Source organism: Sphingomonas sp. HITSZ_GF (genome assembly GCF_029543155.1).
Classification (GTDB): domain Bacteria; phylum Pseudomonadota; class Alphaproteobacteria; order Sphingomonadales; family Sphingomonadaceae; genus Sphingomonas.
In genome coordinates this window covers 375,767-398,179 of the sequence record NZ_JARQXA010000002.1, presented here as the reverse complement: position 1 = coordinate 398,179, position 22,413 = coordinate 375,767, and the positions used below count along the sequence as shown (strand labels likewise).

Below are 22,413 nucleotides of genomic sequence, written 5' to 3'. Positions count from 1 at the left end.
CCATCCGGGGAAGGGCTTTTCGCATGTGGAATCCAGTGGCGCTCCTGGCACTCGCACTCGTGCAGCAGACTTCCGTGCAGCCCGCGCCGGCGATCACGCTCGGCGGATTCCTCGATCGCTGGGCACGGGTGGAGAGCCTCAAGGAAATGGCGCGGGTCGATCCCGATACGCGCATCCTCGCCGAGGCGTTCGCGCGGAGCATCGTCGATTGGAAGGCGGGGCTCGATGCCGATGCCGCCGCCGGGCGCCCGCCCCGTGCCTGCCCGGTCAAGGGCAGCTCGGTCAATTTCCGGACCGAGGAGATCGTGCCGGTGCTTCGTGCCATGCCCGCCGAGGCGCGGGCGCGCCCGTTCCGCGATGCGATGGCCGATTATCTGAACAAGCGCTTCCCCTGCGCCTGATCCTCGATCAGCCGAACATCCCCAGCGCCAGCAGGATCAGGAAGAAGATTGCCAGGATCCAGCCGATGAAAAAGGTCAGCACCCAGGCGCGCATGATCGCCGAGAACCAGCCCAGCAGATAGGCCTGCTGGAGCTGCCGGGTGATGTGGACGAAGGGTATCGCCAGCGCCGCGAGCGCGAGCCAGGCACCGCCCAGCCCGATCGCCGCCACGACCGCCACGACGATGTAGAACAGCGACATGAAGGTGATCGAATAGGTGATGAACACCGCATGGTCGTACAGCTTGTACTGTCGCTTCCAGAAGAACAGTGCCCACAGGAACGGGATCGAAAGCGGGATCAGCAGCCAGGAGAATTTGTAGCTGGCGGACTGGAGCTTGTACATCATCAGCGCCGGGTTCTTCTGCCACTTCTCGATTCCGTGATCGAGCGCGTGCCAGCCGGTATGCACTTCGGAAGCCGTCACCTTGACCGTGCCGTTGCCCAGCGCCTTCGCCGCCTTGTCGAATCCGGCAAGATCGTTCTGCGCATCGGCGATCCGCTCGCGATACTCGGCCTTGTCGTCTTCGTCGGTGGCCTGGGCGAGCTTCCTCTGCGCCTTGGCGAGGTCTTGTTGCGCATCCTTGCGGGCATAGTCGATCGCGGCGGCCGGCTTCAGGTTGCCGGCGTTCATCTCGGTCGGCGTCGAGATGCCGACCCAGGAAAAGACCGCAAACATCGCGAAGACCGAGAACAGGAAGATCGCCATCGGCGAGACGAAGCGTGCACGCTCGCCGGCGATGTAGCGCCGGGTCAGCTCGCCCGGGCGCCAGGCTAGCATCGGCAGCGTGCGCCATAGCTTGCCTTCGAAATGGAAGACGCCGTGCAGGATATCGTGCCCGATCGCGTGCAGCGAGCGGTGGACATGCCCCGCCTGCCCGCAATTATGGCAATGCGATCCAATCAGCGCGGTGCCGCAGTTCAGGCACATGCCGTGCCCGGCGCCATGGCCTTCGCCGGCATTCGGCTCCACGGCGCGGCCGAGCAGCGCCCCCGTCGCCAGTTCCCCGGCTGCTTCGATGTCCCCCACCATGGCCGCATGGCCTATCAGCTTCATGTTGCACGTGCTAGGCGCATGCGCAGCATGACCGACACCGCCGCCCTTGTCGCCCAGATGGCCCGACGCGCCCGCAGCGCCGCCGTGCAGCTCGCGGCGATGCCGACGGCTGCCAAGGCCCGGGCGCTGCGCGCCGCCGCCGCCGCGATCCGCGCCGATGCGACCGCGATCCTGGCCGCCAATGCCGATGACATGGCGGCTGCCGAGGCCAATGGCCTGTCGGGGGCGCTGCTCGATCGGCTCAAGCTCGACGACGCGCGCATCGAGGGCATGGCTGCCGGTGTCGAGGCGGTGGCCGGGCTCGCCGATCCGGTGGGCGACGTGATCGACCGCGCCCTGCGCCCCAATGGCCTGGTCCTCACGCGCGTGCGCGTGCCGATCGGCGTGATCGGCATCATCTATGAGAGCCGGCCCAACGTCACCGCCGATGCCGGCGCGCTCTGCGCGATGGCGGGAAATGCTGCGATCCTGCGCGGCGGCTCCGAAGCGATCCGCTCGAACCGCGCGATCCATTCCGCTCTTGCCCGTGGCCTTTCCGAAGGCGGCATGCCCGAGGATGCGGTACAGCTCGTTCCCGTCACCGATCGCGCCGCGGTCGGCGCGATGCTCACGGCCGAGGGCGCGATCGACATGGTCGTCCCGCGTGGCGGCAAGAGCCTGGTCGCGCGGGTCCAGCAGGAAGCGCGCGTCCCCGTGCTCGCGCATCTCGACGGGCTCAACCACACCTATATCGACGGCGCCGCCGATCCGGCGATGGCGAAGGCGCTCGCGCTCAACGCCAAGATGCGCCGCACCGGCGTCTGTGGCGCCACCGAGACCTTGCTGATCGATCGCGCCTTTGCCGATCCCGCGCCGATCCTCGCCGCGCTGGCCGATGCCGGCTGCGAGCTGCGCGGCGATGCAGATGTCCGCGCGCTCGAGCCGCGCATGGTCGCCGCCACCGCCGAGGATTGGGACACCGAATATCTCGATTCGATCCTGTCGGTGAAGCTGGTCGACGGCGTCGACGATGCGATGGCGCACATCGCCGCGCACGGCTCGCACCATACCGATGCGATCGTCACTGCGGACGCGGCCGTGGCCGAGCGCTTCCTGGCGCAGGTCGACAGCGCGATCGTGGTGTGGAACGCCTCCACCCAGTTCGCCGATGGCGGCGAGTTCGGGCTGGGTGCCGAGATCGGCATCTCCACCGGCCGCCTCCACGCCCGCGGCCCGGTCGCGCTCGAAGGGCTGACGACCTACAAATGGGTCGTGCGCGGCACGGGGCAGGCGCGGCCTTGAAGCGAATCGGACTGCTCGGCGGCTCGTTCAACCCGGCACATCTCGGCCACCGCAAGCTCTCGCTCCATGCGATGCGGGCGCTGGGGCTCGACGAGGTGTGGTGGCTGGTCTCGCCGGGCAACCCGCTCAAGGACCCGGCCGGGATGGCGCCGTTCGCGGCGCGCATGGCGTCGGCCCGGCGGATGGCGCGCCATGCACCGATCCGGGTGACCGGAATCGAGAAGCGCCTCAAGACGCGCTATACCGCCGATACGCTGCACAAGCTGCCGCGGCTGTTCCCGCGCCACCGCTTCATCTGGCTGATGGGGGCGGACAATCTTGCGCAATTCCATCGCTGGGAGCGCTGGCGGCACATTGCCCGTCAGGTTCCGATTGCGGTGATCGCCCGTCCGGGATATGATCGTACTGCCCATGCAAGTCCTGCAATGGGTTGGCTGCGGCGCGCTGTGCGGCCCGCAGGCCAGGCAAAGAACTGGACGCGTTGGAGATTGCCGGCCCTCGTGCTGTTGCGGTTCCGCCCCGATCCTACTTCGGCGACACGCCTTCGGGCCGCCGATCCGGCCTGGCACCGGCGCTATGCGGCGTCGTCTCCATCAAAAACGCGCACAGACTCGTTGCAAACCTAGGAGGCCCCTTGGCCACATCGCCCAATGTTCTGCGTTCGCCCTCTGCCGATACCGGCACGGAGGCGCTGCACCAGCTCGTGATGACGTCGCTCGACGACGATCAGGCGGTCGAGACGGTCTCGATCCCGCTGGCCGGCAAGAGCAGCATCGCCGACTATATGGTCGTGGCGTCGGGCCGCTCGACGCGCCAGGTCGCGTCGATGGCGGTGAAGCTCGCCGACAAGATCAAGGCCGAGTTCGGCCGCACCCCGCGCGTCGAGGGTCTGCCCACCGCCGATTGGGTGCTGATCGACGCCGGCGACGTGATCGTCCACCTGTTCCGCCCGGAAGTGCGCAGCTTCTACAATCTCGAGCGGATGTGGTCGTTCGGCGAAGCCGGCCAGGCCTGATCCGCTAGGCGCCATGCACCTCGATCTCCGCAATCCGCTGGTGGGATTGGGGGCGGTGCTCGTCCTTGCCGGATTCTTTGCGCTGATGCTCTGGCTGATCGGCCTCGTGCCTGGCTGGGGCAGGGAGATCGGCTGGGCGCTGCAGGCGCTGGGCTTTGGCGGGGCTGCGTATCTGGGCTGGAAGCACCGCAAAGCGCGCAAGCCGGCCTGATGCAGCTCCATATCGTCGCGCGCGGCAAGATCGGCCGCAGCCCCGAGGCCGAGCTGGTCGGGCGCTATCTGAAGCGCATCCAGTGGCCCACCAAAGTCACCGAGCTGCCCGATACCGGCGGCAAGATGCCCGATCTCGGCACCGGCACCCGCATCGTCATGCTCGACGAGCTCGGCGAGAACCTGCCGTCGCGGGTGATCGCCGAGCGGCTGGGCGCCTGGCGCGACGAAGGCGTGCGCGAGGCGCGCTTCCTGATCGGCGCCGCCGACGGCTTCGATGACGCCCAGCGCGCCCAGGCCGATCTGCTGATCAGCTTCGGCCGTGCCACCTGGCCGCACATGATGGCGCGCGCGATGCTCGCCGAGCAGCTCTGGCGCGCCACCTCGATCCTTGCCAACCACCCCTATCATCGCGAAGGGTGAGCTTCATGCTCCGCCCGCTCGCCATCCTCGCCGGCACGCTCGCGATCCTCGCCACCGGCAGCTTGGCCGCGGCGCAGGTGCCGAGCCTCGCCGAGCAGCAGGGGCGGCTGCGCGAAGCCAATGCCCAGTCGCGTGCAGCCCAGGCCCGCAGCGCCCAGCTCGAGCGCCAGGCCGCCGCCGAGCGGGATCGGGCGGCGCAGGCCCGCGCCCAGGAAGCCGCCGCCGCCGAGCGGATCAAGGCGGCCGAGGCCGACATCGCCGCCGCCCGCGCGCGCATCGCCATCGTCGATCGCCAGCTTGCCGAGCAGCGCACGCGCGTTGCCGAGCGCCAGGGGCCGATCCTCCGCCTGATCGCCGCGCTCCAGTCGATGGCGCGCCGCCCGGCGGTGCTTGGCCTCGTCCAGCCCGGCTCGACCGGCGACATGGTCCATGTCCGCGCCGTGCTCGGCACCGTGATGCCCGTGGTCGAGGCGCGCACCCGCGACGTGCGCGCCGAGCTCGGCCGCGTCCGTGCGCTCCGTGCCGAGGCGCTGGTGGCGGTCACCAGCTTCCGCGATGCGCGCCAGCGGATCGAGAATGAGCGGATCGCGCTGGTCAGGCTCGAGGCCGATCACCGCGCCCGCTCGGCCGAGCTCGGGCGCAGCGCGCTGGTCGAATCGGATCGGGCGATCGCGCTGGGCGAGCGCGCCCGCGAGATCGTCGACCAGATGGAGACGGCGGGCGAGGCGGCGGAGATCCAGGCTAATCTCGCCGCGCTTCCTGGCCCGTTGCCGCGCCCGGGCAGCGCCGTCGCCGCGCCGTCGCGCAAGGCCGGCGCGCCCTATGTGCTTCCCGTCGCCGGTGCGGTCGTCACCGGCATGGGCGAGCTGTCGTCGACCGGGGTGCGCGCGCGCGGCGTCACGCTGGCCTGCGCTGCCAAGGCAGATGCCGTTGCTCCCGCGCCTGGCCGCATCCTCTTCGCCGGCCCGTTCCGCGATTATGGCGGAGTGGTGATCATCGATCACGGCAATGGCTGGACCAGCTCGGTCACGGGTCTGGGCGGCATCGCCGTCCGCGTCGGCCAGCAGGTTGCGCAGGGCGCCCGCATCGGCCGCGCGCCCGGCGGCGAGGCGCCCCGCGTCACCGTCGAGCTGCGCCGCCGCGGCGAACCCATGGACCTGGCGCGGCTACTCGGCTGAATCGCCGTGCAATTGCCGCGATCCCGTCCTAGATTGTGGACAAGAACGCGTTTCGGAAAGTGATTATGCTTCGTTCGTTCCTTCAGGTCACCGCCGCCGTCGGCGCGCTGGCGCTCGTACCGGTTGCCTCGGGCGCCATGGCCAGCGTCGATAGCTCGAGCTTCAAGGAGCTCGACACCTTCATGGAAGTCTATAGCCAGGTGAAGGCGAATTACGTCGACAAGGTCGACGACGCCACGCTGATGAAGGGCGCGATCCAGGGCATGCTCGCCGCGCTCGATCCGCATTCGAGCTTCGCCGACGGGCTCGATTTCGACAATCTGAAGATCCAGACCGACGGCAATTATGGCGGGCTCGGCCTCACCGTCACCCAGGAAGACGGCGCGGTGAAGGTCGTCGCGCCGACCGAGGACACGCCTGCCGCGCGCGCGGGCATGAAGTCGGGCGACTTCATCACCCATATCGACGGCAAGTTCATCGTCGGCGGCAGCCTCGACGAGGCGATCGAGGCGATGCGCGGCAAGCCCGGCACCTCGGTCACGCTTACCGTGGTGCGCCCTGGCGCCGACAAGCCGCTCACCTTCACCATGACGCGCGAGATCATCGTCCAGCGCCCGGTCAAATGGGAGGTCAAGGACGGCGTCGGCATCATCAACATCAACACCTTCACCGCGCAGACCGGCGCGGACACGATCAAGGCGATCCAGGCGATCGACGCCAAGCTCGGGCACAAGCCGCTCGGCTATATCGTCGATCTGCGCGAAAATGGCGGCGGCCTGCTCAGCCAGGCGATCGAGGTGTCGGACGTGTTCCTCAGCCATGGCGAGATCGTCTCGCAGCGCGGCCGCGAGAAGACCGATATCGAGCGCTGGTATGCCGATGTGAACGAGCCCGGCATCAACCCGGTCCCGGGCGATCTCGCCAAGGGCCTGCCGGTGGTCGTGCTGATCGACGCGGGTACTGCCTCGGCCTCGGAGATCGTCGCCGGTGCGCTCCAGGATCATCACCGCGCGCTCGTCATGGGGGTGCGCAGCTTCGGCAAGGGCTCGGTCCAGTCGATCCTGCCGATGGGGCCGCGCGCCGCGCTGCGCCTCACCACCGCGCGCTACTACACGCCATCGGGCCGCTCGGTGCAGGAAGGCGGCATCAAGCCCGATCTGCTCGTGCCGCAGCTCACCGATGCCGACTACAAGACTCGCCCCTCGATCCGCGAGGCGGACCTGCGCGCGCATCTGATCAACAACGACAAGGTCGATGATTCGGTGCTCGAGGACGACCAGCGCGCCGATCCGCGCTTCGCCAAGACGGCGGAGCAGCTCAAGAAGGAAGGCGTGGACGACTTCCAGCTGCACTACGCCCTGCAGACCATCTCCCGCCTCGGTCCCAAGACCCAGGTCGCGACGAAGAGCAAGTAAGCGATGCGCAACGACGGGCTCCGCACCGCGCGCTGGATCGCGTTCCTCCTGCCGCTCGCGCTGGTCGGCAGCGCGCATGTCACCGAGTTCTTCGGGCTGGTGCCGTGCGAGATGTGCTGGTGGCAGCGCTGGCCGCACTACGCCGCCGTGCTCGTCGCGCTGGCGAGCTTCTTCATCCGGCATCGGCCCACCCAGATGCTGTTCGTCCTCTTCGCGGCTGCGCTGATCGCGGTCAGCGGCGGCATCGGCGTGTTCCATGCCGGCGTCGAATATCATTGGTGGCAGGGCATCACTGCCTGCACCGCCCAGGCGCACGGCGCCACGCCGATGGACATGCTCCAGGATGCGATGCGCCGCCCGCTGATCCGCTGCGACGTGCCGCAATGGACGCTGTTCGGGATCAGCCTGGCCGGGTTCAACGCGATTATTTCGCTCAGCGGCGCCGTGGTCATCTTCCTGCTCGCCGCCCGCAAGGGGCGCCGCGCATGAGCTGGAAGCCCGGCGACCGGCGCGAGGGGACCTCCTCGATGGTCCGCGTCGATCAGGCGGGCGAATATGGCGCGACGCGCATCTATGCCGGCCAGCTGGCGGTGATGGGCGATCGCACGCCGATGGCGCGGATGATCGCCGGCATGGCGAGCCAGGAAGAGCGCCACCGCGCCTTCTTCGATTCGATGATTGCCCGGCGCGGCGTGCGCCCCACCGCGCTCCAGCCCTTCTGGGATGTCGCCGGCTTCGCCCTGGGCGCCGTCACCGCGGCGATCGGGCCCGAGGCGGCGATGGCCTGCACCGCCGCGATCGAGACCGAGATCGATCTCCATTACCAGCAGCAGCTCGAGGAGCTGGGCAGCGGCGATCCCGAGCTTGCCGAGGCGGTGGCCCGCTTCCGCGACGAAGAGCTCGAGCATCGCGATACCGCGCTCGAGCATGGCGCCGAGCAGGCCCCTGCCTATCCCGTTCTTTCCGGATTGATCCGCGCCGGCTGCCGGGCTGCCATTGCGGTGTCGAAACGGATATAAAGCCCCCGTTCAGCCGTTTTCGCTGAAGCACGGCGCAGAGGAGTAAGCCGATGTTGAACCAGATCGTGATCGCAGGCGCGCTCGCCGCCCTTCCGATGCTGATGCCTGCCGCCGCGCATGCGCAGAACGCGCCGCAGAACGGCGTGCTGGTGATCTACGGCAACGACAAGTGCCCGACCAACAGCAACGGTGAGGAGATCGTCGTCTGCAAGCGCGTCGACGAGGCCGAGCGCTATCGCATCCCGTCCACCCTGCGCGAGCAGGGCGGCCCGCCGCAGAAGACCGAAAGCTGGGCGGTGCGCGCGCAGGACGCGGTCACTGCGGGCAGCTTCGGCACCGGCAGCTGCACCACCGCGGGCGTCGGCGGCCAGACCGGCTGCTTCGTCAAGGAAGCCACCGCCGCCAAGGCCGATTATCGCGCCCGCAAGAAGGCCGAAGAGAATCTGCCGCTGCCGTGAGCCCTTTTGCCGTCACCCCCGCGAAAGCGGGGGCCCAGCTCCTGCACGCGCGGCAAATTCGACGGCAGTGATTGCGGATAGTTCACGAGATGGGTCCCCGCTTTCGCGGGGATGACGCGCATATGTTCAGTCCCGCACCGGCCACCGCCCCACCCATTCCGGTGGGCTCTTCCGCAGGCAATCGGCGATGATCCACAGCAGCACCAGCGCCCGCGCCATCGCCGCGAAGGCGATGTCGATCGTGCTGGCAGCGGGCCATGCCCCGTCCATGCCGGCGAAGAACCAGAACTCGGCGAAATAGGCGAAGATGCCGGTGATCGCGAACAGCGCCACCGGCCATAGCCGCGGCGCGGTCATCACCAGCAGCGGCCAGATCCACAGGTCGAACTGCGGCGAATAGACCTTGTTGGTCAGCAGGAACCAGCCGAGCAGCGGCGTGGCGAGCAGCCACAGCCGGTCGCGGTGCCGCCGCCAGCCCAGCGCGACGATCGCTGCCCCGCCGATCGCAAAGGCCAGGGTGGCGTAGAGATTCTTCTCGGGCGTGCCGAGCGGCAGCCAGCCGAGCACCCCCAGCACGTCCCAGCTCCCCGCGGCGGTGCCGCTGCGCGATTGCGAGAACAGGTAGAATTCCGCCCAATTGTCCGGCGCCGCCAGCGCGACCGGCAGGTTCACCGCGGTCCAGGCGCGGATCGCCGCCAGCGTCACCAGCGCGGCGCGGCGCAGCCGCTGCGGCCAGCTCCGCTCGCGCTCGAACAGCGCCGAAAGCCCCAGCAGCGGCAGGATCACGATCGGGAACAGCTTGGCCGCCACGCCCAGCCCGGCCAGCGCGCCTGCGCGCACCAGCCGGTTCTCGCGCGCCTGGAGCAGCGCCGCCACAGCAAGCGTCACTGCGATCATGTCCCAGTTGTGCCCGACATAGAGGATCAGCGGCGGCGCTGCCGCCCACCACCACAGCCGCTGCCGGTCGAGCCCGGCGCGCCACAGCATCCACAGGACGAGAAAGGCGAGGGCGATGTTCACCGCCGTCACCACGCCCAGGAAATCGCCGTCATTGGCGTGGCGCCGGAAGATCAGGTGCGTCGCCGCGCCCTCGATCCAGATCGCGGCGCCGGTCAGCACCGGATATTCGATCGGCGTCTGCAGATAGGGGATCTTGCCCTTGTCGATCTGGCGCGCGCTCCAGAAGGGCACGGCGTCGCTATAGCAGCCGGTGATATACTGCTCGGAATGGGTCCAGCCGCCGGGCATGCAATGCTGCTTGAAGCCGAAGCCCAGCGCGCAGGTCACGGCCAGCACGATCAGCAAAGCGCGCAAATGCCGGTCCAGCTTCAGTCGCATTGCAGGCTCCCTTCGCCGCGCCTCTCCCACAAGCCGCTGGACACTGCAATATCAGGAACATAGAAGGAACAAATGCCGCAGCTCGATCTCCGCGCCAAGCTCGCCATCCTCGCCGATGCCGCCAAGTACGATGCGAGCTGCGCATCCTCCGGCACGGCAAAGCGTAACTCCGCCGGAAGCAAGGGCGGGCTGGGTTCAACCGAGGGCATGGGCATCTGCCACGCCTATGCGCCGGACGGCCGCTGCATCTCGCTGCTCAAGATCCTGCTGACCAACAGCTGCATCTTCGACTGCCATTATTGCATCAACCGCAAGAGCTCGAACGTCCGCCGCGCGCGCTTCACGCCCGAGGAGGTCGTTGATCTCACGCTCAGCTTCTACCGGCGCAACTATATCGAGGGGCTGTTCCTCTCCTCGGGCATCATCCGCTCGTCCGACTATACGATGGAGCAGATCGTCCGCGTCGCGCGGCTGCTGCGCGAGGTCCATGATTTCCGCGGCTATATCCATCTGAAGACGATCCCCGATGCCGATCCCGAGCTGGTCCACCAGGCCGGCCTCTATGCCGATCGCGTCTCGATCAATGTCGAGCTGCCCACCGTCGCGGGCCTCACCCGGCTGGCGCCCGAGAAATCGGCGCCGCGGATCGAAGGCGCGATGCGGGAGGTGCGCGCCGCGATCGACGACACCGCCGATGCCGGCAAGCGCTACAAGTCCGCACCGAAGTTTGCGCCCGCCGGCCAGTCGACCCAGATGATCGTCGGCGCCGATGCCGCCACCGATGGCGACATCATCACCCGCGCCGCTGGCCTTTACGACCGCTTCCAGCTCCGCCGCGTCTATTATTCGGCGTTCAGCCCGATCCCCGATGCCAGCGCGGTGCTTCCCCTGCAAAGGCCGCCGCTGATGCGCGAGCATCGCCTCTACCAGTCGGACTGGCTGATGCGCTTCTACGATTACCAGCCGAAGGAAGTCGCGGCGGCTGCCGATCCGGCTACCGGCATGCTGCCGCTCGATATCGATCCCAAGCTCGCCTGGGCGCTCAAGTTCCGCGAGCGCTTCCCGGTCGACGTCAACCGGGCGCCGCGCGAGGCGCTGCTGCGCGTGCCGGGGCTGGGGGTGAAGGCGGTGGACGCGATCCTCGCCACGCGCCGCTGGCGCCGGTTGCGGCTGGCCGATGTCGCGCGGCTCACCGCCTCGATCGCCAAGGTGCGCCCGTTCCTGGTCGCCGAGGACTGGCGCCCGGTGGCGCTGGCCGATCGCGCCGATCTGCGCAGCCTTGTCGCCCCGAAACGCGAGCAGCTGGAGCTATTTGCCGCCTGATCGGTTTTCGCTCCCGACCAAGGAGAGAAACATGGCCGATGCCCGCATCTTCGCCGACCTGATTGCCGATCACGACCGCCAGCGCGATCTTCTCGAGCGGGTGGGGGAGACCTCGGGTGACAGCAAGGATCGCCGCGAGTTGTTCGAGCAGCTCCGCCTCGAATTGCAGGCGCATGCCGCCGCCGAGGAGGAAGCACTGTACGCGACGATGCTCGCCGATCCCGAGCTGCGCGAGGATGCCCGCCATTCGGTCTCGGAGCACAAGGAAGTCGACGACTATCTCGGCGAACTGATCGACACCGACATGTCCTCGCCCGGCTGGCTGGTGAAGTTCAAGGAGATGCGCCACCGCTATCTCCACCATATCGACGAGGAAGAGGAAGAGATGTTCCCCACCGCGGCGAAGCATCTCAGCGCGGCGCAGGAAGAACGGCTCGGCAAGCTGTTCGAACAGCGCAAGCCGAAGGAACTCGCGCGGGCCGAAGCCAATCCTCCCGGCGATGAACGCGAGTAACTGACAGGCCTGTCAATTCAATCCGATCGGCGTATCATCTCCCGAAAACAGGGAGAGAGGGATGCTTCGACTCGGTTTGCTTGCCGCGATGCTTGCCGCCACGCCGGCTCTGGCGAAGGATCTGGTCGTAGAGGCCGGGCCCAATGCCCAGGAGCGGCTCCAGGCCGCGCTGCTCGACGCGAAGCCCGGCGATACCGTCCGCATCGGCGCCGGCCGCTTCGAATTGACCGACGGGCTCAGCCTCGACGTCGACGGCGTCACCGTGCGCGGCGCCGGCCAGTTCAAGACCGTGCTCAGCTTCAAGGGCCAGCTCGGTGCCGGTGAGGGGCTGCTGGTCACCTCCGATGACGTCGTTCTCCGCGATTTCGCGGTGGAGGATTCGAAGGGCGACGGCATCAAGTCCAAGGGGGCGGACCGGATCGTCTATAAGAATGTCCGCGTCGAATGGACCGGCGGGCCCAAGGCCAGCAACGGCGCGTACGGCGTCTATCCGGTGGAGAGCAGCGACGTGCTGATCGACGGCGTCACCGTGAAGGGCGCGTCGGACGCAGGCATCTATGTCGGACAGTCCGACCGGATCATCGTCCGCAATTCGACTGCGATGTACAATGTCGCCGGCATCGAGATCGAGAATAGCGGCCATGCCGAGGTGACCGGCAACCTCGCCACGCACAATAGCGGCGGCATCCTGGTGTTCGATCTGCCCGCGCTGCCGAAGCGCGGTGCCGGCTGGGTCACGGTCAGCCGCAACCGGGTGATCGACAACGACACCCCCAATTTCGCGCCGCCGGGCAACACCGTCGCCACCGTTCCCACCGGCACCGGCGTGCTGGTGATGGCCGAGAACGACGTGCAGGTCGTCGCCAACGAGCTGCGCGGCAACGGCACCGCCAACATCATGGTCGTCGCCTATCGCCAGCCTTTCGCGGACAAGGCCTATGATCCCTATCCGCGCAACATCTATATCGCCGGCAACAAGCATGGCCGCGCCGGCTTCGCGCCCGCCATGCCCGGCGGCAAGCAACTCGCCGCGGCGCTGGGCGGCACGCTGCCGCCGATCTTCTGGGACGGCACCGGCGGCGACAAGGTCCGCCTGACCGGCAAGGACGCACCCGTCCTTACCCTCGGCCTCGCGCTCGGCGCGGGGATCGAGACCGCGAAGCCGCAGATGATCGCGCTGGTCGACGAGATCCCGCCGCCCTGGCCGGTGCTCAGGCTTCCGCCCGCGATGGAGGCCGCCGCCAAATGAAGGCGCTGCTCGGCGCGGCAGCCCTGTTCGCCGCCGCGCTGCTCGGCCGCCCCGGCGGGGTGAACGACGCCGCGATCACCGGCGAAGGCTGGCCGGCGCACCTGTCGGACTATGGCTTCTTCACCGATCTGAAGGCGCGTGCCCCGGCCCAGCGGCTGATGCCCTATGATCTCGAGACCCCGCTATTCTCCGACTATGCCGAGAAGGAGCGCTATCTTTATCTCCCTGCCGGCGCGCAGGCGAAATACGATCCGGAGAAGCCGCTCGACCTTCCGATCGGCGCCGCGCTGGTCAAGACCTTCGGCTACCGGGTCAACGGCGCATTCAAGCCGCTCGAGACGCGCGTCCTCCTCCACCGCGCCGGCGGCTGGACGCCGATCCCCTATGTCTGGAACGCCGGGGGGACCGACGCCGATGTGAAGCGCGCCGGCACCCGCATCCCCGTCAGCTTCACCGATCCCTCCGGCGAGGCGCACCGCATCTCCTATGCCGTGCCCAACCAGAACCAGTGCAAGGACTGCCACGGCCTTGCCGGCCAGGTCACCCCGATCGGCGTCAAGGTCCGCTACCTCAACCATGGCGGCCAGCTCGAGAAGATGCTTGCCGCCGGCATGCTCGATCGCCTGCCGCCCGATGCCCCGCGCGTCGCCCGCTGGGACGACAATTCCGCCCCGCTCGACCGGCGCGCCCGCGCCTGGCTCGAGATCAACTGCGCGCATTGCCACAATCCCCAGGGCGCCGCCTCCAATTCGGGCCTGTTCCTCGATCTCGCGCGCAGCGATCCCGAGCAGCGCGGCCTGTTCAAGCGCCCCACCGCCGCCGGCCGCGGCGCGGGTACCCGCGACTTCGATATCGTCCCGGGCGATTCCGAAGCTTCGATCCTGCTTTACCGCATGCAATCGACCGATCCTGGCATCGCCATGCCCGAGCTCGGCCGCGCCACCGTCCACAAGGAAGGCGTCGCGCTGGTCCGCGAATGGATCGAGAAGATGCCGAAATCGGCTCCGGCGCGTTAATGACCGTCATCCCGGCGAAAGCCGGGATCTCAGGCAGCAGGAATACGCCGCACGAGACCCCGGCTTTCGCCGGGGTGACGAATCGGGAGTGAGTGTGCGCGTCATAAGCTTGGCCAGTGAGGATGATTTCACCGGATGGCGCGATGCCGCGCGCGGGCTCGCCCAGGCGGGCGTCCCTGCATCCGAAATCCTCTGGCAGGTGGGCGCGCAGCCGGCGGACCTGTTCGCCGACGAAGCCGTCATGCCGCCAGCCGCGCCGCGCCCGCTCAAGGTGCCGCGCGCCTTTCTCGACCTCGCCCAGTCGGCGATCCTCCATTCGGACCCCGAGCGCTTCGCCCTGCTCTACGCGCTGCTTGCCGGCGATCCCCACCGTATCGCCGACCAGGCCGATCCGCTGGTCCGCCGGCTCGAGGGCATGGCGCGCGAGGTCCGCCGCGACATCCACAAGATGCGCGCATTTGTCCGCTTCCGCGAAGTGCAGGACAGCATGCCCCTGCCCGGAACGGGCGAGCCCAACACCCGCTATGTCGCCTGGTTCGAGCCCAGCCACCACATCGTCCGCGCCAATGCCCGCTTCTTCGTCGAGCGCTTCACGTCGATGCGCTGGTCGATCCTCACGCCCGAGCTCTCGCTCCACTGGGATACCGAGACGCTCTCCGAAGGCCCCGGCGCCACTCGGGCCGATGCGCCCGGCGACGATCCGGTCGAGGATATCTGGAAGACCTATTACGCCTCGATCTTCAATCCGGCGCGGCTGAAGACCGGCGCGATGCTCAAGGAGATGCCGCGCAAATATTGGAAGAACATGCCCGAGACCGCGCTGGTCCGGGAGCTGGTCGCCGGCGCGCGCCAGCGGGAGACGGCAATGGTGGAAACGACGATCCGGCCCGGCGGCAATATCGAGACGGCCTGGGCCGCGCTGCGCGACGAGGCCGCGCACTGCACGCGCTGCGATCTGCATCGCCACGCCACCCAGACGGTGTTCGGCGAGGGCCCGGTCGATGCCCGGATGATGATCATGGGCGAGCAGCCCGGCGATCAGGAGGACTTGGCCGGCCGCCCGTTCATCGGCCCTGCGGGCGAGGTCTTCGATCGGGCGATGGCACAGGCGGGGATCGATCGGGCTGGCGTGTACCTCACCAATGCAGTCAAGCACTTCAAGTTCGAGCAGCGCGGCAAGCGCCGCATCCATTCCCGCCCCGATGCCGGCGAGGTCCAGGCGTGCCGCTGGTGGTATGCGCAGGAACGGTTGCTGGTGAAACCCGAGTTGACGCTTGCGCTCGGCGCCACCGCCGCGCGCCAGATGCTCGGCAAGGCGGTGACGATCGCCGCGACGCGCGGGCGTGTGCTCGAGCTTCCCGAAGGCGGCCTTGGCTGGGTGACGATCCACCCGAGCTACCTCCTCCGCCTGCCGGACCGGGCAAGGGCCGAGGACGAATATGCCGCGTTCGTCGAGGACCTGAAGCGCGCGGCGAAGGCGATTTCCTAAATCCTCCCCCGGAGGGGGAGGGGGACCAGCGAAGCTGGTGGAGGGGGGCACGCCACGGGCGACGCCGCTTGGGGCCGGCCCTCTCCACCACCACCTTCGGCGGCGGTCCCCCTCTCCCTCCGGGAGAGGATCTAAGGAACTAAAACCCCAACCGTTCGGCTATGCCCCGAACCTTCGCCTCCCGCCCGGGGGCGAATCGCTCCACCATCGCCCGGTAGCGCGCCACCGTCTCGGCATCGGCCCGCTCGGGCGATCCGCTGTCGAACGGCGGATGCGGATCATATTCCAGGCTCAGCTGGACGAACCGTGCATGCTCCTCGCCGCGGATCGCCGCGGTCAGCGCCAGCGCGAAGTCGATCCCTGCGGTCACCCCGCCGCCAGTGGCGCGGTTGCGGTCGAAAACCACGCGCTCGGCAATCGGCTCGGCGCCGAACCAGGCGAGCTGGTCGCGCGATCCCCAGTGGCAGCCGGCGCGGTAGCCCTTGAGCAGTCCGGCCGCGCCGAGCAGCAGCGATCCGGTGCAGACGCTGGTCACCCAGGTCGCGCCCACGGCCACTTGCCGCAACCAGGCGAGCGTCTCGGCGTCCTCCATCGCCGCCACGGTGCCGAACCCGCCGGGCACGCACAGGATGTCGGTGCGCGGCACGTCGGCGAAGGTCGCGGTCGGCAGCAGGTCGAACATCGCATCGGTGCGCACCGGATCGCGGGTCTTGGCCACCAGGTCGAGCGTCACATTCCCCATGCGCGACAGCACCTGCGCCGGGCCGGTCAGGTCGAGCTGGGTCACGTCGGGAAACAGCAGAAAGGCGATGTGCAGCGGTTCGGGCATGCGGTCCTCCAGGGTGCGAGGGGTGCCCAGGCGATGCGGCGTCAATGCCCCGCGCTTCCCGATGGTGCTCCATCCAGTCGCCAGTCACGCGAGTGCGTCGAGATTAGGCGGATAGGGCGCCAAAGTCATGCGTTGTCCAAGCCCACAAGGAGAAGAGCATGCGAATCCTGCGTATCGCCGGCGTGCTGGCGCTGGCCTCGGTCGCGCTGACCGGCTGCTATGGCAACCGTCCCGGCTACAATGGGGATCGGCACCACCACCGTGGCGATCATCCTCACGACGATCACGGCCGCGACCATCATCATTGATTTCCACACGGCTCGTTGAACCTCGAAGGCCCCGTCGCGTTCAGCGTGGCGGGGCTTGTCATATGCGTCATCCTGCAATATTAGTTCGTTCGAACGAACAAGATTCGGAAGCATGACCAGCCAGATCCTGATCGAGACGGCGATCGACCAGTTCGGCCGCCACGGCTTCGAGGGCGCGAGCACGCGGGAGATCGCGCGCGCCTCGGGTACGGCGATGTCGTCGATCACCTATCATTTCGGCGGCAAGCACGGCCTCTATCTCGCCGCAGCCGACCACATCGCCGCCTGTGTCCGCGAGATCCAGGGGCCGGCGATCGCCGCGGTGCGCGAGATTGCCGAAACCGGCACGCGCGAGCAGGCGATCGAGGCCTTGCTCGCCCTGCTCGACGGCTTCGCGCTGATGATGATCAGCCCGCAGACCGAAGCCTGGTCGCTGTTCATCACGCGCGAGCAGCAGGCGCCGACCGAGGCGTTCGACCGGCTCTACACCGGGGTGATGCAGGGCGTGGTCGACAGCTTCGTCGCCGCGCTCAAGCGCGTCCGCACCGATCTGCCCGAGCGCGAGGTGCTCGCCATGGGGCTGATGCTGTTCGGCCAGTGCCTGGTGCTGCGCGTCTGCCGCGCCGCCGTCACCCGCATCCTATCGGTCGAGACGATCGACGAGCCCACCCAGAAGCTGCTCCGCGCCCGCCTGCGCGCCAATGCCCTCTGCATCCTGTCGGAGAATCCTGCATGAACCGTCGCCGTATCGCGATCATCGCTGTCATCGTCGTGCTGGTGATCGTCGCGATCGCCACCAGCGGCTTCGGCCTGTTCAAGGCGCGCGACGATGGCGCGCTCAAGCTGAACGGCAATGTCGATATCCGGGAAGTCGATCTCGGCTTCCGGGTGAACGGCCGCATCTCGGGGATCGCGGTGGAGGAGGGTGCCCGGGTCAAGCAGGGCCAGCTGCTCGCCACGCTCGATGCCGCCACGCTCGACAGCCGCATCGCCCAGGCCGATGCCCGCGTGTCGCAGGCCGAGGCGCAGCTCGCCAAGCTCCGCAACGGCAACCGCGCCCAGGATGTCGCCCAGGCCCGAGCCCGCGTCGCCGCCGCGGCGGCGGTCGCCCAGGATGCCGATCGCGACTATGCCCGCCGCCAGCCCTTGGTCGAGCCCGGCGCGATCAGCCGCGACCTGTGGGAGCAGACGGTGGCCAGCCGCGACAAGGCCCGCGCCGACCTGCAACAGGCCCAGCAGGCGCTGTCGCTGATGGCAGCCGGCAGCCGGCAGGAGGATATTGCCGCCGCCGCCGCCGATGTCCGCTCGGCGATCGCCGCCCGGCAGAGCGCCGCCACCGATCTCGGCGACGCCCGCCTGCTCGCCTCGACCGACGGCACCGTCGTCACGCGCGCGCGCGAGCCCGGCGCCATCGTCCAGCCCGGCGAGACGGTGCTGACGCTGGCGATCATGCGGCCGCTGCGGGTGCGCGCCTATGTCGCCGAGGGCGATCTCTCGCGGATCGGCCCGGGGATGAAGGTGGTCGTCACCGCCGACGGCAATCCCAAATCCTATCACGGCACGATCGGCTATATCTCGCCCCGCGCCGAGTTCACGCCCAAGACGGTCGAGACCGAGAATCTGCGCACCGATCTCGTCTATCAGCTGCGCATCATCGTCGACGATCCCGATGACGGCCTGCGCCAGGGTCAGCCGGTCAGCGTCGCCGTCCCCGGCGCCCGCCCCAAGCACAAGGATTGAGGAACGTGGCGCCGCTTCTTCAGATCCTCCCCCGGAGGGGGACCGCCGCCGAAGGCGGTGGTGGAGGGGGCATGCCTCAGGCGATATCGCCCGCGGCGTTCCCCCTCCACCAAGCCGCTACGCGCCTTGGTCCGGAGGATCGGAGCTGCGCCGCATGACCGCGCTCGCCCACACCACCGACCTCGTGAAGTGTTTCGACGCCAACCGCGCGCTCGATGGCGTGTCGATGGCGATCGAGCCCGGCCGCATCACCGGGCTGGTCGGGCCGGACGGTGCGGGCAAGACCACGCTGATCCGCATCCTCGCCGGATTGATGGCGCCAACTTCGGGGACCGTTGAAGTGCTGGGCGGCAAGCCCGGGGCGAAGCTCGACGATCTCGGTTACATGCCCCAGCGCTTCGGCCTCTACGAGGATCTCTCGGTCATCGAGAACCTCAAGCTGTACGCCGAAGTGCGCGGGCTGCCCCGGGACGAGCAGCAGGCGAGCTTCGACAAGCTCATGGAGTTCACCGATCTCGCACGTTTCCAGGATCGGCTGGCGGGCAAGCTGTCGGGCGGGATGAAGCAGAAACTGGGCCTGGCCTGCGCGCTGGTGAAGACGCCCAAGGTGCTCTTGCTCGACGAGCCCGGGGTCGGCGTCGACCCGATCAGCCGCCGCGAACTTTGGAGCATGGTCGGCGATCTCACCGAGCAGGGCATCGGCGTGCTGTGGTCGACCGCCTATCTCGACGAGGCGGAGAAGTGCGACACCGTCTATCTGCTCAACGAAGGCCAGTTGCTGTTCGACGGGCCGCCGGCGGAGCTGACCGGCCGGGTGAAGGACCGGGTGATCCGCGTCACCGGCTTCGAGGAGCGCCGCCGCCGCTTCCTCACCCATGCGCTCGACCGCGACGACGTGATCGACGGCACGATCCAGGGCCGCTCGGTGCGGCTGCTGGTCGGCGACGGCAAGCCGGTTCCGGACGCGGCGGCCTTTTCGGCCGGTCCGGACACCAGGGTTGACGCCGCCGATCCGCGCTTCGAGGACGGCTTCATCGAGCGGCTCGGCGGCGGCCCCAAGGGCACCTCCGCGCTCGCGGAACGCTACCGCACCATCCCCGAGACCGAGGCCTGCGCGATCGAGGCCAAGGGCCTCACCAAGGTCTTCGGCGAGTTCACCGCGGCCAAGGATATGAACTTCCGCATCCCGAGGGGACAGATATTCGGCCTTTTGGGGCCGAACGGCGCCGGCAAGTCGACCACCTTCAAGATGCTTTGCGGGCTACTTTCGCCCACCTCGGGGACTGGAGCGGTCGCGGGCAAGTCGCTCCGCCATTCCGCCGCCGCCGCCCGCGCCCAGCTCGGCTATATGGCGCAGAAATTCTCGCTCTATGGCGATCTCTCGGTCCGCCAGAATCTCGATTTCTTTGCAGGGGCTTACGATCTGCCGCGCGACAAGGCGCAGCGCGCGATCGCGGCGATGACCGAGATTTTCGAGCTCAAGGACAAGCTCGACGTCAATGCCGGCACCCTGCCGCTCGGCTTCAAGCAGCGCCTGGCGCTGGCCTGCGCGGTGATGCACGAGCCCCCGGTCCTCTTCCTCGACGAGCCCACTTCGGGTGTCGACCCGGTGACGCGTCGGGAATTCTGGATGCATATCAACGGCCTGGTCGAAAAGGGCGTGACCGTGCTGGTCACCACCCACTTCATGGACGAAGCCGAATATTGCGACCGCGCGACGCTGATCTACCGCGCCGAGCAGATCGCCACCGGCACGCCGGACGAGCTCAAGGCCGAGGCCGCGCGCCTCACCGGCGCCGACGATCCGACGATGGAGGACGCCTTCATCGCGCTGATCGAGGAATTCGACCGCAAGCGCGAGGCGAAGGAGGCCGCATGAGTTTCCGCTTCGATCTCCGGCGCCTCGCCGCGCTGGTCCGCAAGGAAGGGGCGCAGATCCTGCGCGATCCCTCGACCTTCCTGATCGCCTTCGTCCTGCCGATGATCCTGCTCTTCCTGTTCGGCTATGCGGTGTCGCTCGACAGCACGCGGACCCGGGTCGGGCTGGTGCTCCAGGACAGCAGCGCCCCGGCGCTCCGCCTGGCGCAGGCCTATCGCAGCTCGCGCTATTTCGAGGTGACCGAGGCGCGCACGGTGGCCGAGGTGCGCGACAAGCTGGTCGATGGCGAGCTGCGCGCGCTGATCGTCATCCCCCAGGACTTCGGCCAGGGCGTGAAGCGCGGCAAGATGCCGCCGATCCAGATCGTCACCGACGGCTCGCAGCCCAACACCGCCAATTTCGCCGCGGCGTACGGCGAAGGCGTCCGCGCATCCTGGGCCGCGGCCGAGGGGTTGGAGCGCAATCCCGGCGCCCGGGATGCGCCCGTCATCGTCTCGGCGCGCTACTGGTACAATCCCGAGCTCAAGAGCAAATTCTTCCTCGTCCCCGGCTCGATCGCGAACGTGATGACGATGGTCGGCACGCTGCTGACTGCGCTGGTCGTCGCCCGCGAATGGGAGCGCGGCACGATGGAGGCGATGATGGCCACGCCGATCTCGATGGCCGAGTTCATCGCCAGCAAGGTGATCCCCTATTTCTTCCTGGCCCAGGCCTCGATGGCGCTGTGCGCGGTGATCGGCGTCTGGGTGTTTGGGGTGCCGTTCAGGGGCTCGATCCTCGCGCTGCTGGCCATTTCCTCCGCCTTTCTGATGCCCGCGCTGGGCCTTGGGCTGTTCATCTCGGCGGCGACCAAGAACCAGTTCGTCGCCAGCCAGGTGGCGCTTCTCTCGGCCTTCCTGCCGACCTTCCTGCTCTCGGGCTTCATCTTCGAGATCGGATCCATGCCCTGGCCGATCCAGGCGCTCACCTATATCGTCCCCGCACGCTACCTGATCCCCAGCCTCGAGACGGTGTTCCTCGCCGGCGACCAATGGGGGCTGATCCTGCCCAATATCGGCATCATGCTCGTCTTCGGCATGGTCTTCTTCACGCTCTCCTTCCGCGTCACCCGCAGGAGCCTCGACTGATGCGCCGCCTGCTCGCGATGATGGTCAAGGAGATGTGGGCGGTGCTGCGCGATCCCAAGTCGCGGCTGGTGCTGTTCGTGCCGCCGCTGATGCAGCTCTTCATCTTCACCTATGCGACCACGCTCGACGTGAAGAATGTCGATATCGGCATCCTCGATCGCAGCTCGGGCGCGCATTCGGTCGAGCTGGTCCAGCGCCTCGCCGGCAGCCCCAATTTCCGCCACATCGAGCGGCTGGCGACGCCGAAGGAGCTGAAATACGCGATCGACAACCAGAAGGTGATCGCCGCGCTGGTGATCGACGAGGATTTCGACCGCAGCCTCGCGCGCGGCGAAAGCGCGACGATCGGGCTGGTGCTCGACGGCCGCCGCTCCAACGCCGCGCAGATCGTCACCGGCTATATCACCAACATCGCCGGCACGATGGGTGCCGAGCTTGCCCCTGCCCAGCTGCGCGGCAGCGCCGGCGGCAGCGTGGTGACCAACTGGTACAACCCGGCGCTCGACTATATCTGGTTCACGCTCCCCTCGCTGGTCGCGATCATCACGTCGGTGGCGGGGCTCGCGGTCACCTCGCAATCGGTGGCGCGCGAACGCGAGCTGGGCACGTTCGACCAGCTGATGGTCTCGCCGCTCCGGATCCACGAGATACTGATCGGCAAGATGGTGCCGCCCTTCATCATCGGCATGATCAACGGCAGCGTCTATCTGGTGATCGCGCCGCTCGTCTTCGGCGTGCCGTTCACCGGTTCCTACCTGCTCTTCTTCCTTTCGCTCGGCATGTACCTGCTCGCGCTGATCGGGCTGGGCATGCTGATCTCGGCCGCGTCGCAGACCCAGCAACAGGCATTCCTCGGCGTGTTCCTGGTCACCACGCCGCTGATCCTGCTCTCCGGCTATGCCAGCCCGATCGACAACATGCCCGACTGGCTGCAGACGATCACCTATCTCGATCCCGCCCGCTATTTCCTCGTCATCGTCCAGGGGCTGTTCCTCAAGGCGATGCCGGCGGGCGCCGTGTTCCACCAGCTCTGGCCGCTGGCGCTGATCGCCTGCGTGGCGCTCTCCGCCTCGGCCTGGCTCTTCCGTGCGCGCATGGAGTAACC

At 68.1% G+C, this 22,413-nt stretch carries 25 protein-coding genes and 1 riboswitch; of the genes, 22 read left to right on the top strand and 3 right to left on the bottom strand.

Going from position 1 to position 22,413, the window contains the following annotated elements:
- The first annotated feature begins 59 nt into the window (after positions 1–59).
- Positions 60–401, top strand: coding sequence for a hypothetical protein (locus tag P6144_RS07670; RefSeq protein WP_277767143.1), 342 nt, complete (start codon positions 60–62; stop codon positions 399–401).
- A gap of 7 nt (positions 402–408) precedes the next feature.
- Here the strand turns inward: P6144_RS07670 and P6144_RS07665 are convergent, their stop codons facing one another.
- Positions 409–1,497 (bottom strand): DUF3667 domain-containing protein, encoded by a 1,089-nt coding sequence (locus P6144_RS07665; protein ID WP_277767142.1) that lies wholly within the window; start codon positions 1,495–1,497, stop codon positions 409–411.
- Positions 1,498–1,515: 18 nt separating this feature from the next.
- Here P6144_RS07665 and P6144_RS07660 point away from each other — a divergent pair, with 18 nt between their 5' ends.
- From P6144_RS07660 to P6144_RS07615, 10 genes are all read left to right on the top strand, one after another.
- On the top strand, positions 1,516–2,778 hold the full coding sequence (locus P6144_RS07660) for a glutamate-5-semialdehyde dehydrogenase (protein WP_277767141.1): 1,263 nt from the start codon (positions 1,516–1,518) through the stop codon (positions 2,776–2,778).
- Positions 2,775–3,404, top strand: coding sequence for a nicotinate-nucleotide adenylyltransferase (locus P6144_RS07655; protein WP_277767140.1), 630 nt, complete (start codon positions 2,775–2,777; stop codon positions 3,402–3,404). The genes P6144_RS07660 and P6144_RS07655 overlap by 4 nt, the downstream gene beginning before the upstream one ends.
- A gap of 80 nt (positions 3,405–3,484) precedes the next feature.
- Positions 3,485–3,793, top strand: a complete 309-nt coding sequence (gene rsfS, locus P6144_RS07650; RefSeq protein WP_167300505.1) for a ribosome silencing factor — start codon at positions 3,485–3,487, stop codon at positions 3,791–3,793.
- A gap of 13 nt (positions 3,794–3,806) precedes the next feature.
- On the top strand, positions 3,807–4,004 hold the full coding sequence (locus P6144_RS07645) for a hypothetical protein (RefSeq protein WP_277767139.1): 198 nt from the start codon (positions 3,807–3,809) through the stop codon (positions 4,002–4,004).
- Positions 4,004–4,426 carry a 23S rRNA (pseudouridine(1915)-N(3))-methyltransferase RlmH gene (locus P6144_RS07640; protein WP_277767138.1) on the top strand — a complete coding sequence of 141 codons (423 nt, stop codon included), beginning with the start codon at positions 4,004–4,006 and terminating at the stop codon, positions 4,424–4,426. The genes P6144_RS07645 and P6144_RS07640 overlap by 1 nt, the downstream gene beginning before the upstream one ends.
- Before the next feature lie 5 nt (positions 4,427–4,431).
- Positions 4,432–5,604, top strand: coding sequence for a peptidoglycan DD-metalloendopeptidase family protein (locus P6144_RS07635; RefSeq protein WP_277767137.1), 1,173 nt, complete (start codon positions 4,432–4,434; stop codon positions 5,602–5,604).
- 65 nt (positions 5,605–5,669) lie between these two features.
- Entirely contained in the window at positions 5,670–7,019 is a 1,350-nt protein-coding gene (locus P6144_RS07630) for a S41 family peptidase (protein ID WP_277767136.1), read from the top strand.
- 3 nt (positions 7,020–7,022) lie between these two features.
- Positions 7,023–7,508 (top strand): disulfide bond formation protein B, encoded by a 486-nt coding sequence (locus tag P6144_RS07625; RefSeq protein ID WP_277767135.1) that lies wholly within the window; start codon positions 7,023–7,025, stop codon positions 7,506–7,508.
- Entirely contained in the window at positions 7,505–8,038 is a 534-nt protein-coding gene (locus P6144_RS07620) for a demethoxyubiquinone hydroxylase family protein (protein WP_277767134.1), read from the top strand. The genes P6144_RS07625 and P6144_RS07620 overlap by 4 nt, the downstream gene beginning before the upstream one ends.
- A gap of 50 nt (positions 8,039–8,088) precedes the next feature.
- Positions 8,089–8,496: a hypothetical protein gene (locus P6144_RS07615; protein ID WP_277767133.1), complete on the top strand. Its 408-nt coding sequence runs from the start codon at positions 8,089–8,091 to the stop codon at positions 8,494–8,496.
- Positions 8,497–8,622: 126 nt separating this feature from the next.
- Here P6144_RS07615 and P6144_RS07610 read toward each other — a convergent pair whose 3' ends face one another.
- The gene (locus tag P6144_RS07610) at positions 8,623–9,834 is read right to left on the bottom strand and encodes a glycosyltransferase 87 family protein (protein WP_277767132.1); all 1,212 of its coding nucleotides are present in this window, start codon (positions 9,832–9,834) and stop codon (positions 8,623–8,625) included.
- A gap of 72 nt (positions 9,835–9,906) precedes the next feature.
- Between P6144_RS07610 and P6144_RS07605 the strand changes: the two genes are divergently transcribed.
- The 5 genes from P6144_RS07605 to P6144_RS07585 all read left to right on the top strand — a co-directional run bounded on the left by P6144_RS07605 (position 9,907) and on the right by P6144_RS07585 (position 15,425).
- A complete protein-coding gene (locus P6144_RS07605; protein WP_277767131.1) occupies positions 9,907–11,157 on the top strand; it encodes a putative DNA modification/repair radical SAM protein in 1,251 nt (416 codons plus the stop codon).
- A 31-nt stretch (positions 11,158–11,188) separates the two neighbouring features.
- Positions 11,189–11,671 carry a hemerythrin domain-containing protein gene (locus tag P6144_RS07600; protein WP_277767130.1) on the top strand — a complete coding sequence of 161 codons (483 nt, stop codon included), beginning with the start codon at positions 11,189–11,191 and terminating at the stop codon, positions 11,669–11,671.
- A gap of 61 nt (positions 11,672–11,732) precedes the next feature.
- Positions 11,733–12,920: a parallel beta-helix domain-containing protein gene (locus P6144_RS07595; protein WP_277767129.1), complete on the top strand. Its 1,188-nt coding sequence runs from the start codon at positions 11,733–11,735 to the stop codon at positions 12,918–12,920.
- Positions 12,917–13,936, top strand: a complete 1,020-nt coding sequence (locus tag P6144_RS07590) for an SO2930 family diheme c-type cytochrome (RefSeq protein ID WP_277767128.1) — start codon at positions 12,917–12,919, stop codon at positions 13,934–13,936. Before P6144_RS07595 ends, P6144_RS07590 begins: the two co-directional genes overlap by 4 nt.
- Positions 13,937–14,030: 94 nt before the next feature.
- On the top strand, positions 14,031–15,425 hold the full coding sequence (locus tag P6144_RS07585) for a UdgX family uracil-DNA binding protein (RefSeq protein WP_277767127.1): 1,395 nt from the start codon (positions 14,031–14,033) through the stop codon (positions 15,423–15,425).
- A gap of 139 nt (positions 15,426–15,564) precedes the next feature.
- Here the strand turns inward: P6144_RS07585 and P6144_RS07580 are convergent, their stop codons facing one another.
- Positions 15,565–16,254 (bottom strand): DJ-1/PfpI family protein, encoded by a 690-nt coding sequence (locus P6144_RS07580; protein ID WP_277767126.1) that lies wholly within the window; start codon positions 16,252–16,254, stop codon positions 15,565–15,567.
- A gap of 17 nt (positions 16,255–16,271) precedes the next feature.
- Positions 16,272–16,352: riboswitch (ZMP/ZTP riboswitch) on the bottom strand.
- Positions 16,353–16,412: 60 nt separating this feature from the next.
- Between P6144_RS07580 and P6144_RS07575 the strand changes: the two genes are divergently transcribed.
- The 6 genes from P6144_RS07575 to P6144_RS07550 all read left to right on the top strand — a co-directional run bounded on the left by P6144_RS07575 (position 16,413) and on the right by P6144_RS07550 (position 22,411).
- On the top strand, positions 16,413–16,562 hold the full coding sequence (locus P6144_RS07575) for a hypothetical protein (protein WP_277767125.1): 150 nt from the start codon (positions 16,413–16,415) through the stop codon (positions 16,560–16,562).
- Positions 16,563–16,674: 112 nt separating this feature from the next.
- Positions 16,675–17,298 (top strand): CerR family C-terminal domain-containing protein, encoded by a 624-nt coding sequence (locus P6144_RS07570; protein ID WP_277767124.1) that lies wholly within the window; start codon positions 16,675–16,677, stop codon positions 17,296–17,298.
- Entirely contained in the window at positions 17,295–18,302 is a 1,008-nt protein-coding gene (locus tag P6144_RS07565; protein WP_277767123.1) for an HlyD family efflux transporter periplasmic adaptor subunit, read from the top strand. The genes P6144_RS07570 and P6144_RS07565 overlap by 4 nt, the downstream gene beginning before the upstream one ends.
- Before the next feature lie 154 nt (positions 18,303–18,456).
- A complete protein-coding gene (locus P6144_RS07560) occupies positions 18,457–20,181 on the top strand; it encodes an ATP-binding cassette domain-containing protein (protein WP_277767122.1) in 1,725 nt (574 codons plus the stop codon).
- Entirely contained in the window at positions 20,178–21,308 is a 1,131-nt protein-coding gene (locus P6144_RS07555; protein WP_277767121.1) for an ABC transporter permease, read from the top strand. Before P6144_RS07560 ends, P6144_RS07555 begins: the two co-directional genes overlap by 4 nt.
- Positions 21,308–22,411: an ABC transporter permease gene (locus P6144_RS07550; RefSeq protein ID WP_277767120.1), complete on the top strand. Its 1,104-nt coding sequence runs from the start codon at positions 21,308–21,310 to the stop codon at positions 22,409–22,411. Before P6144_RS07555 ends, P6144_RS07550 begins: the two co-directional genes overlap by 1 nt.
- Positions 22,412–22,413: the final 2 nt, after the last annotated feature.

Bases quoted from the DNA above. Each gene is read 5' to 3' on its own strand.
- P6144_RS07665 (WP_277767142.1), bottom strand. From the start codon at position 1,497: ATGAAGCTGATAGGCCATGCGGCCATGGTGGGGGACATCGAAGCAGCC.
- P6144_RS07660 (WP_277767141.1), top strand. From the start codon at position 1,516: ATGCGCAGCATGACCGACACCGCCGCCCTTGTCGCCCAGATGGCCCGA.
- rsfS (WP_167300505.1), top strand. From the start codon at position 3,485: ATGACGTCGCTCGACGACGATCAGGCGGTCGAGACGGTCTCGATCCCG.
- P6144_RS07645 (WP_277767139.1), top strand. From the start codon at position 3,807: ATGCACCTCGATCTCCGCAATCCGCTGGTGGGATTGGGGGCGGTGCTC.
- P6144_RS07640 (WP_277767138.1), top strand. From the start codon at position 4,004: ATGCAGCTCCATATCGTCGCGCGCGGCAAGATCGGCCGCAGCCCCGAG.
- P6144_RS07635 (WP_277767137.1), top strand. From the start codon at position 4,432: ATGCTCCGCCCGCTCGCCATCCTCGCCGGCACGCTCGCGATCCTCGCC.
- P6144_RS07630 (WP_277767136.1), top strand. From the start codon at position 5,670: ATGCTTCGTTCGTTCCTTCAGGTCACCGCCGCCGTCGGCGCGCTGGCG.
- P6144_RS07625 (WP_277767135.1), top strand. From the start codon at position 7,023: ATGCGCAACGACGGGCTCCGCACCGCGCGCTGGATCGCGTTCCTCCTG.
- P6144_RS07620 (WP_277767134.1), top strand. From the start codon at position 7,505: ATGAGCTGGAAGCCCGGCGACCGGCGCGAGGGGACCTCCTCGATGGTC.
- P6144_RS07615 (WP_277767133.1), top strand. From the start codon at position 8,089: ATGTTGAACCAGATCGTGATCGCAGGCGCGCTCGCCGCCCTTCCGATG.
- P6144_RS07610 (WP_277767132.1), bottom strand. From the start codon at position 9,834: ATGCGACTGAAGCTGGACCGGCATTTGCGCGCTTTGCTGATCGTGCTG.
- P6144_RS07605 (WP_277767131.1), top strand. From the start codon at position 9,907: ATGCCGCAGCTCGATCTCCGCGCCAAGCTCGCCATCCTCGCCGATGCC.
- P6144_RS07600 (WP_277767130.1), top strand. From the start codon at position 11,189: ATGGCCGATGCCCGCATCTTCGCCGACCTGATTGCCGATCACGACCGC.
- P6144_RS07595 (WP_277767129.1), top strand. From the start codon at position 11,733: ATGCTTCGACTCGGTTTGCTTGCCGCGATGCTTGCCGCCACGCCGGCT.
- P6144_RS07590 (WP_277767128.1), top strand. From the start codon at position 12,917: ATGAAGGCGCTGCTCGGCGCGGCAGCCCTGTTCGCCGCCGCGCTGCTC.
- P6144_RS07580 (WP_277767126.1), bottom strand. From the start codon at position 16,254: ATGCCCGAACCGCTGCACATCGCCTTTCTGCTGTTTCCCGACGTGACC.
- P6144_RS07575 (WP_277767125.1), top strand. From the start codon at position 16,413: ATGCGAATCCTGCGTATCGCCGGCGTGCTGGCGCTGGCCTCGGTCGCG.
- P6144_RS07570 (WP_277767124.1), top strand. From the start codon at position 16,675: ATGACCAGCCAGATCCTGATCGAGACGGCGATCGACCAGTTCGGCCGC.
- P6144_RS07565 (WP_277767123.1), top strand. From the start codon at position 17,295: ATGAACCGTCGCCGTATCGCGATCATCGCTGTCATCGTCGTGCTGGTG.
- P6144_RS07560 (WP_277767122.1), top strand. From the start codon at position 18,457: ATGACCGCGCTCGCCCACACCACCGACCTCGTGAAGTGTTTCGACGCC.
- P6144_RS07555 (WP_277767121.1), top strand. From the start codon at position 20,178: ATGAGTTTCCGCTTCGATCTCCGGCGCCTCGCCGCGCTGGTCCGCAAG.
- P6144_RS07550 (WP_277767120.1), top strand. From the start codon at position 21,308: ATGCGCCGCCTGCTCGCGATGATGGTCAAGGAGATGTGGGCGGTGCTG.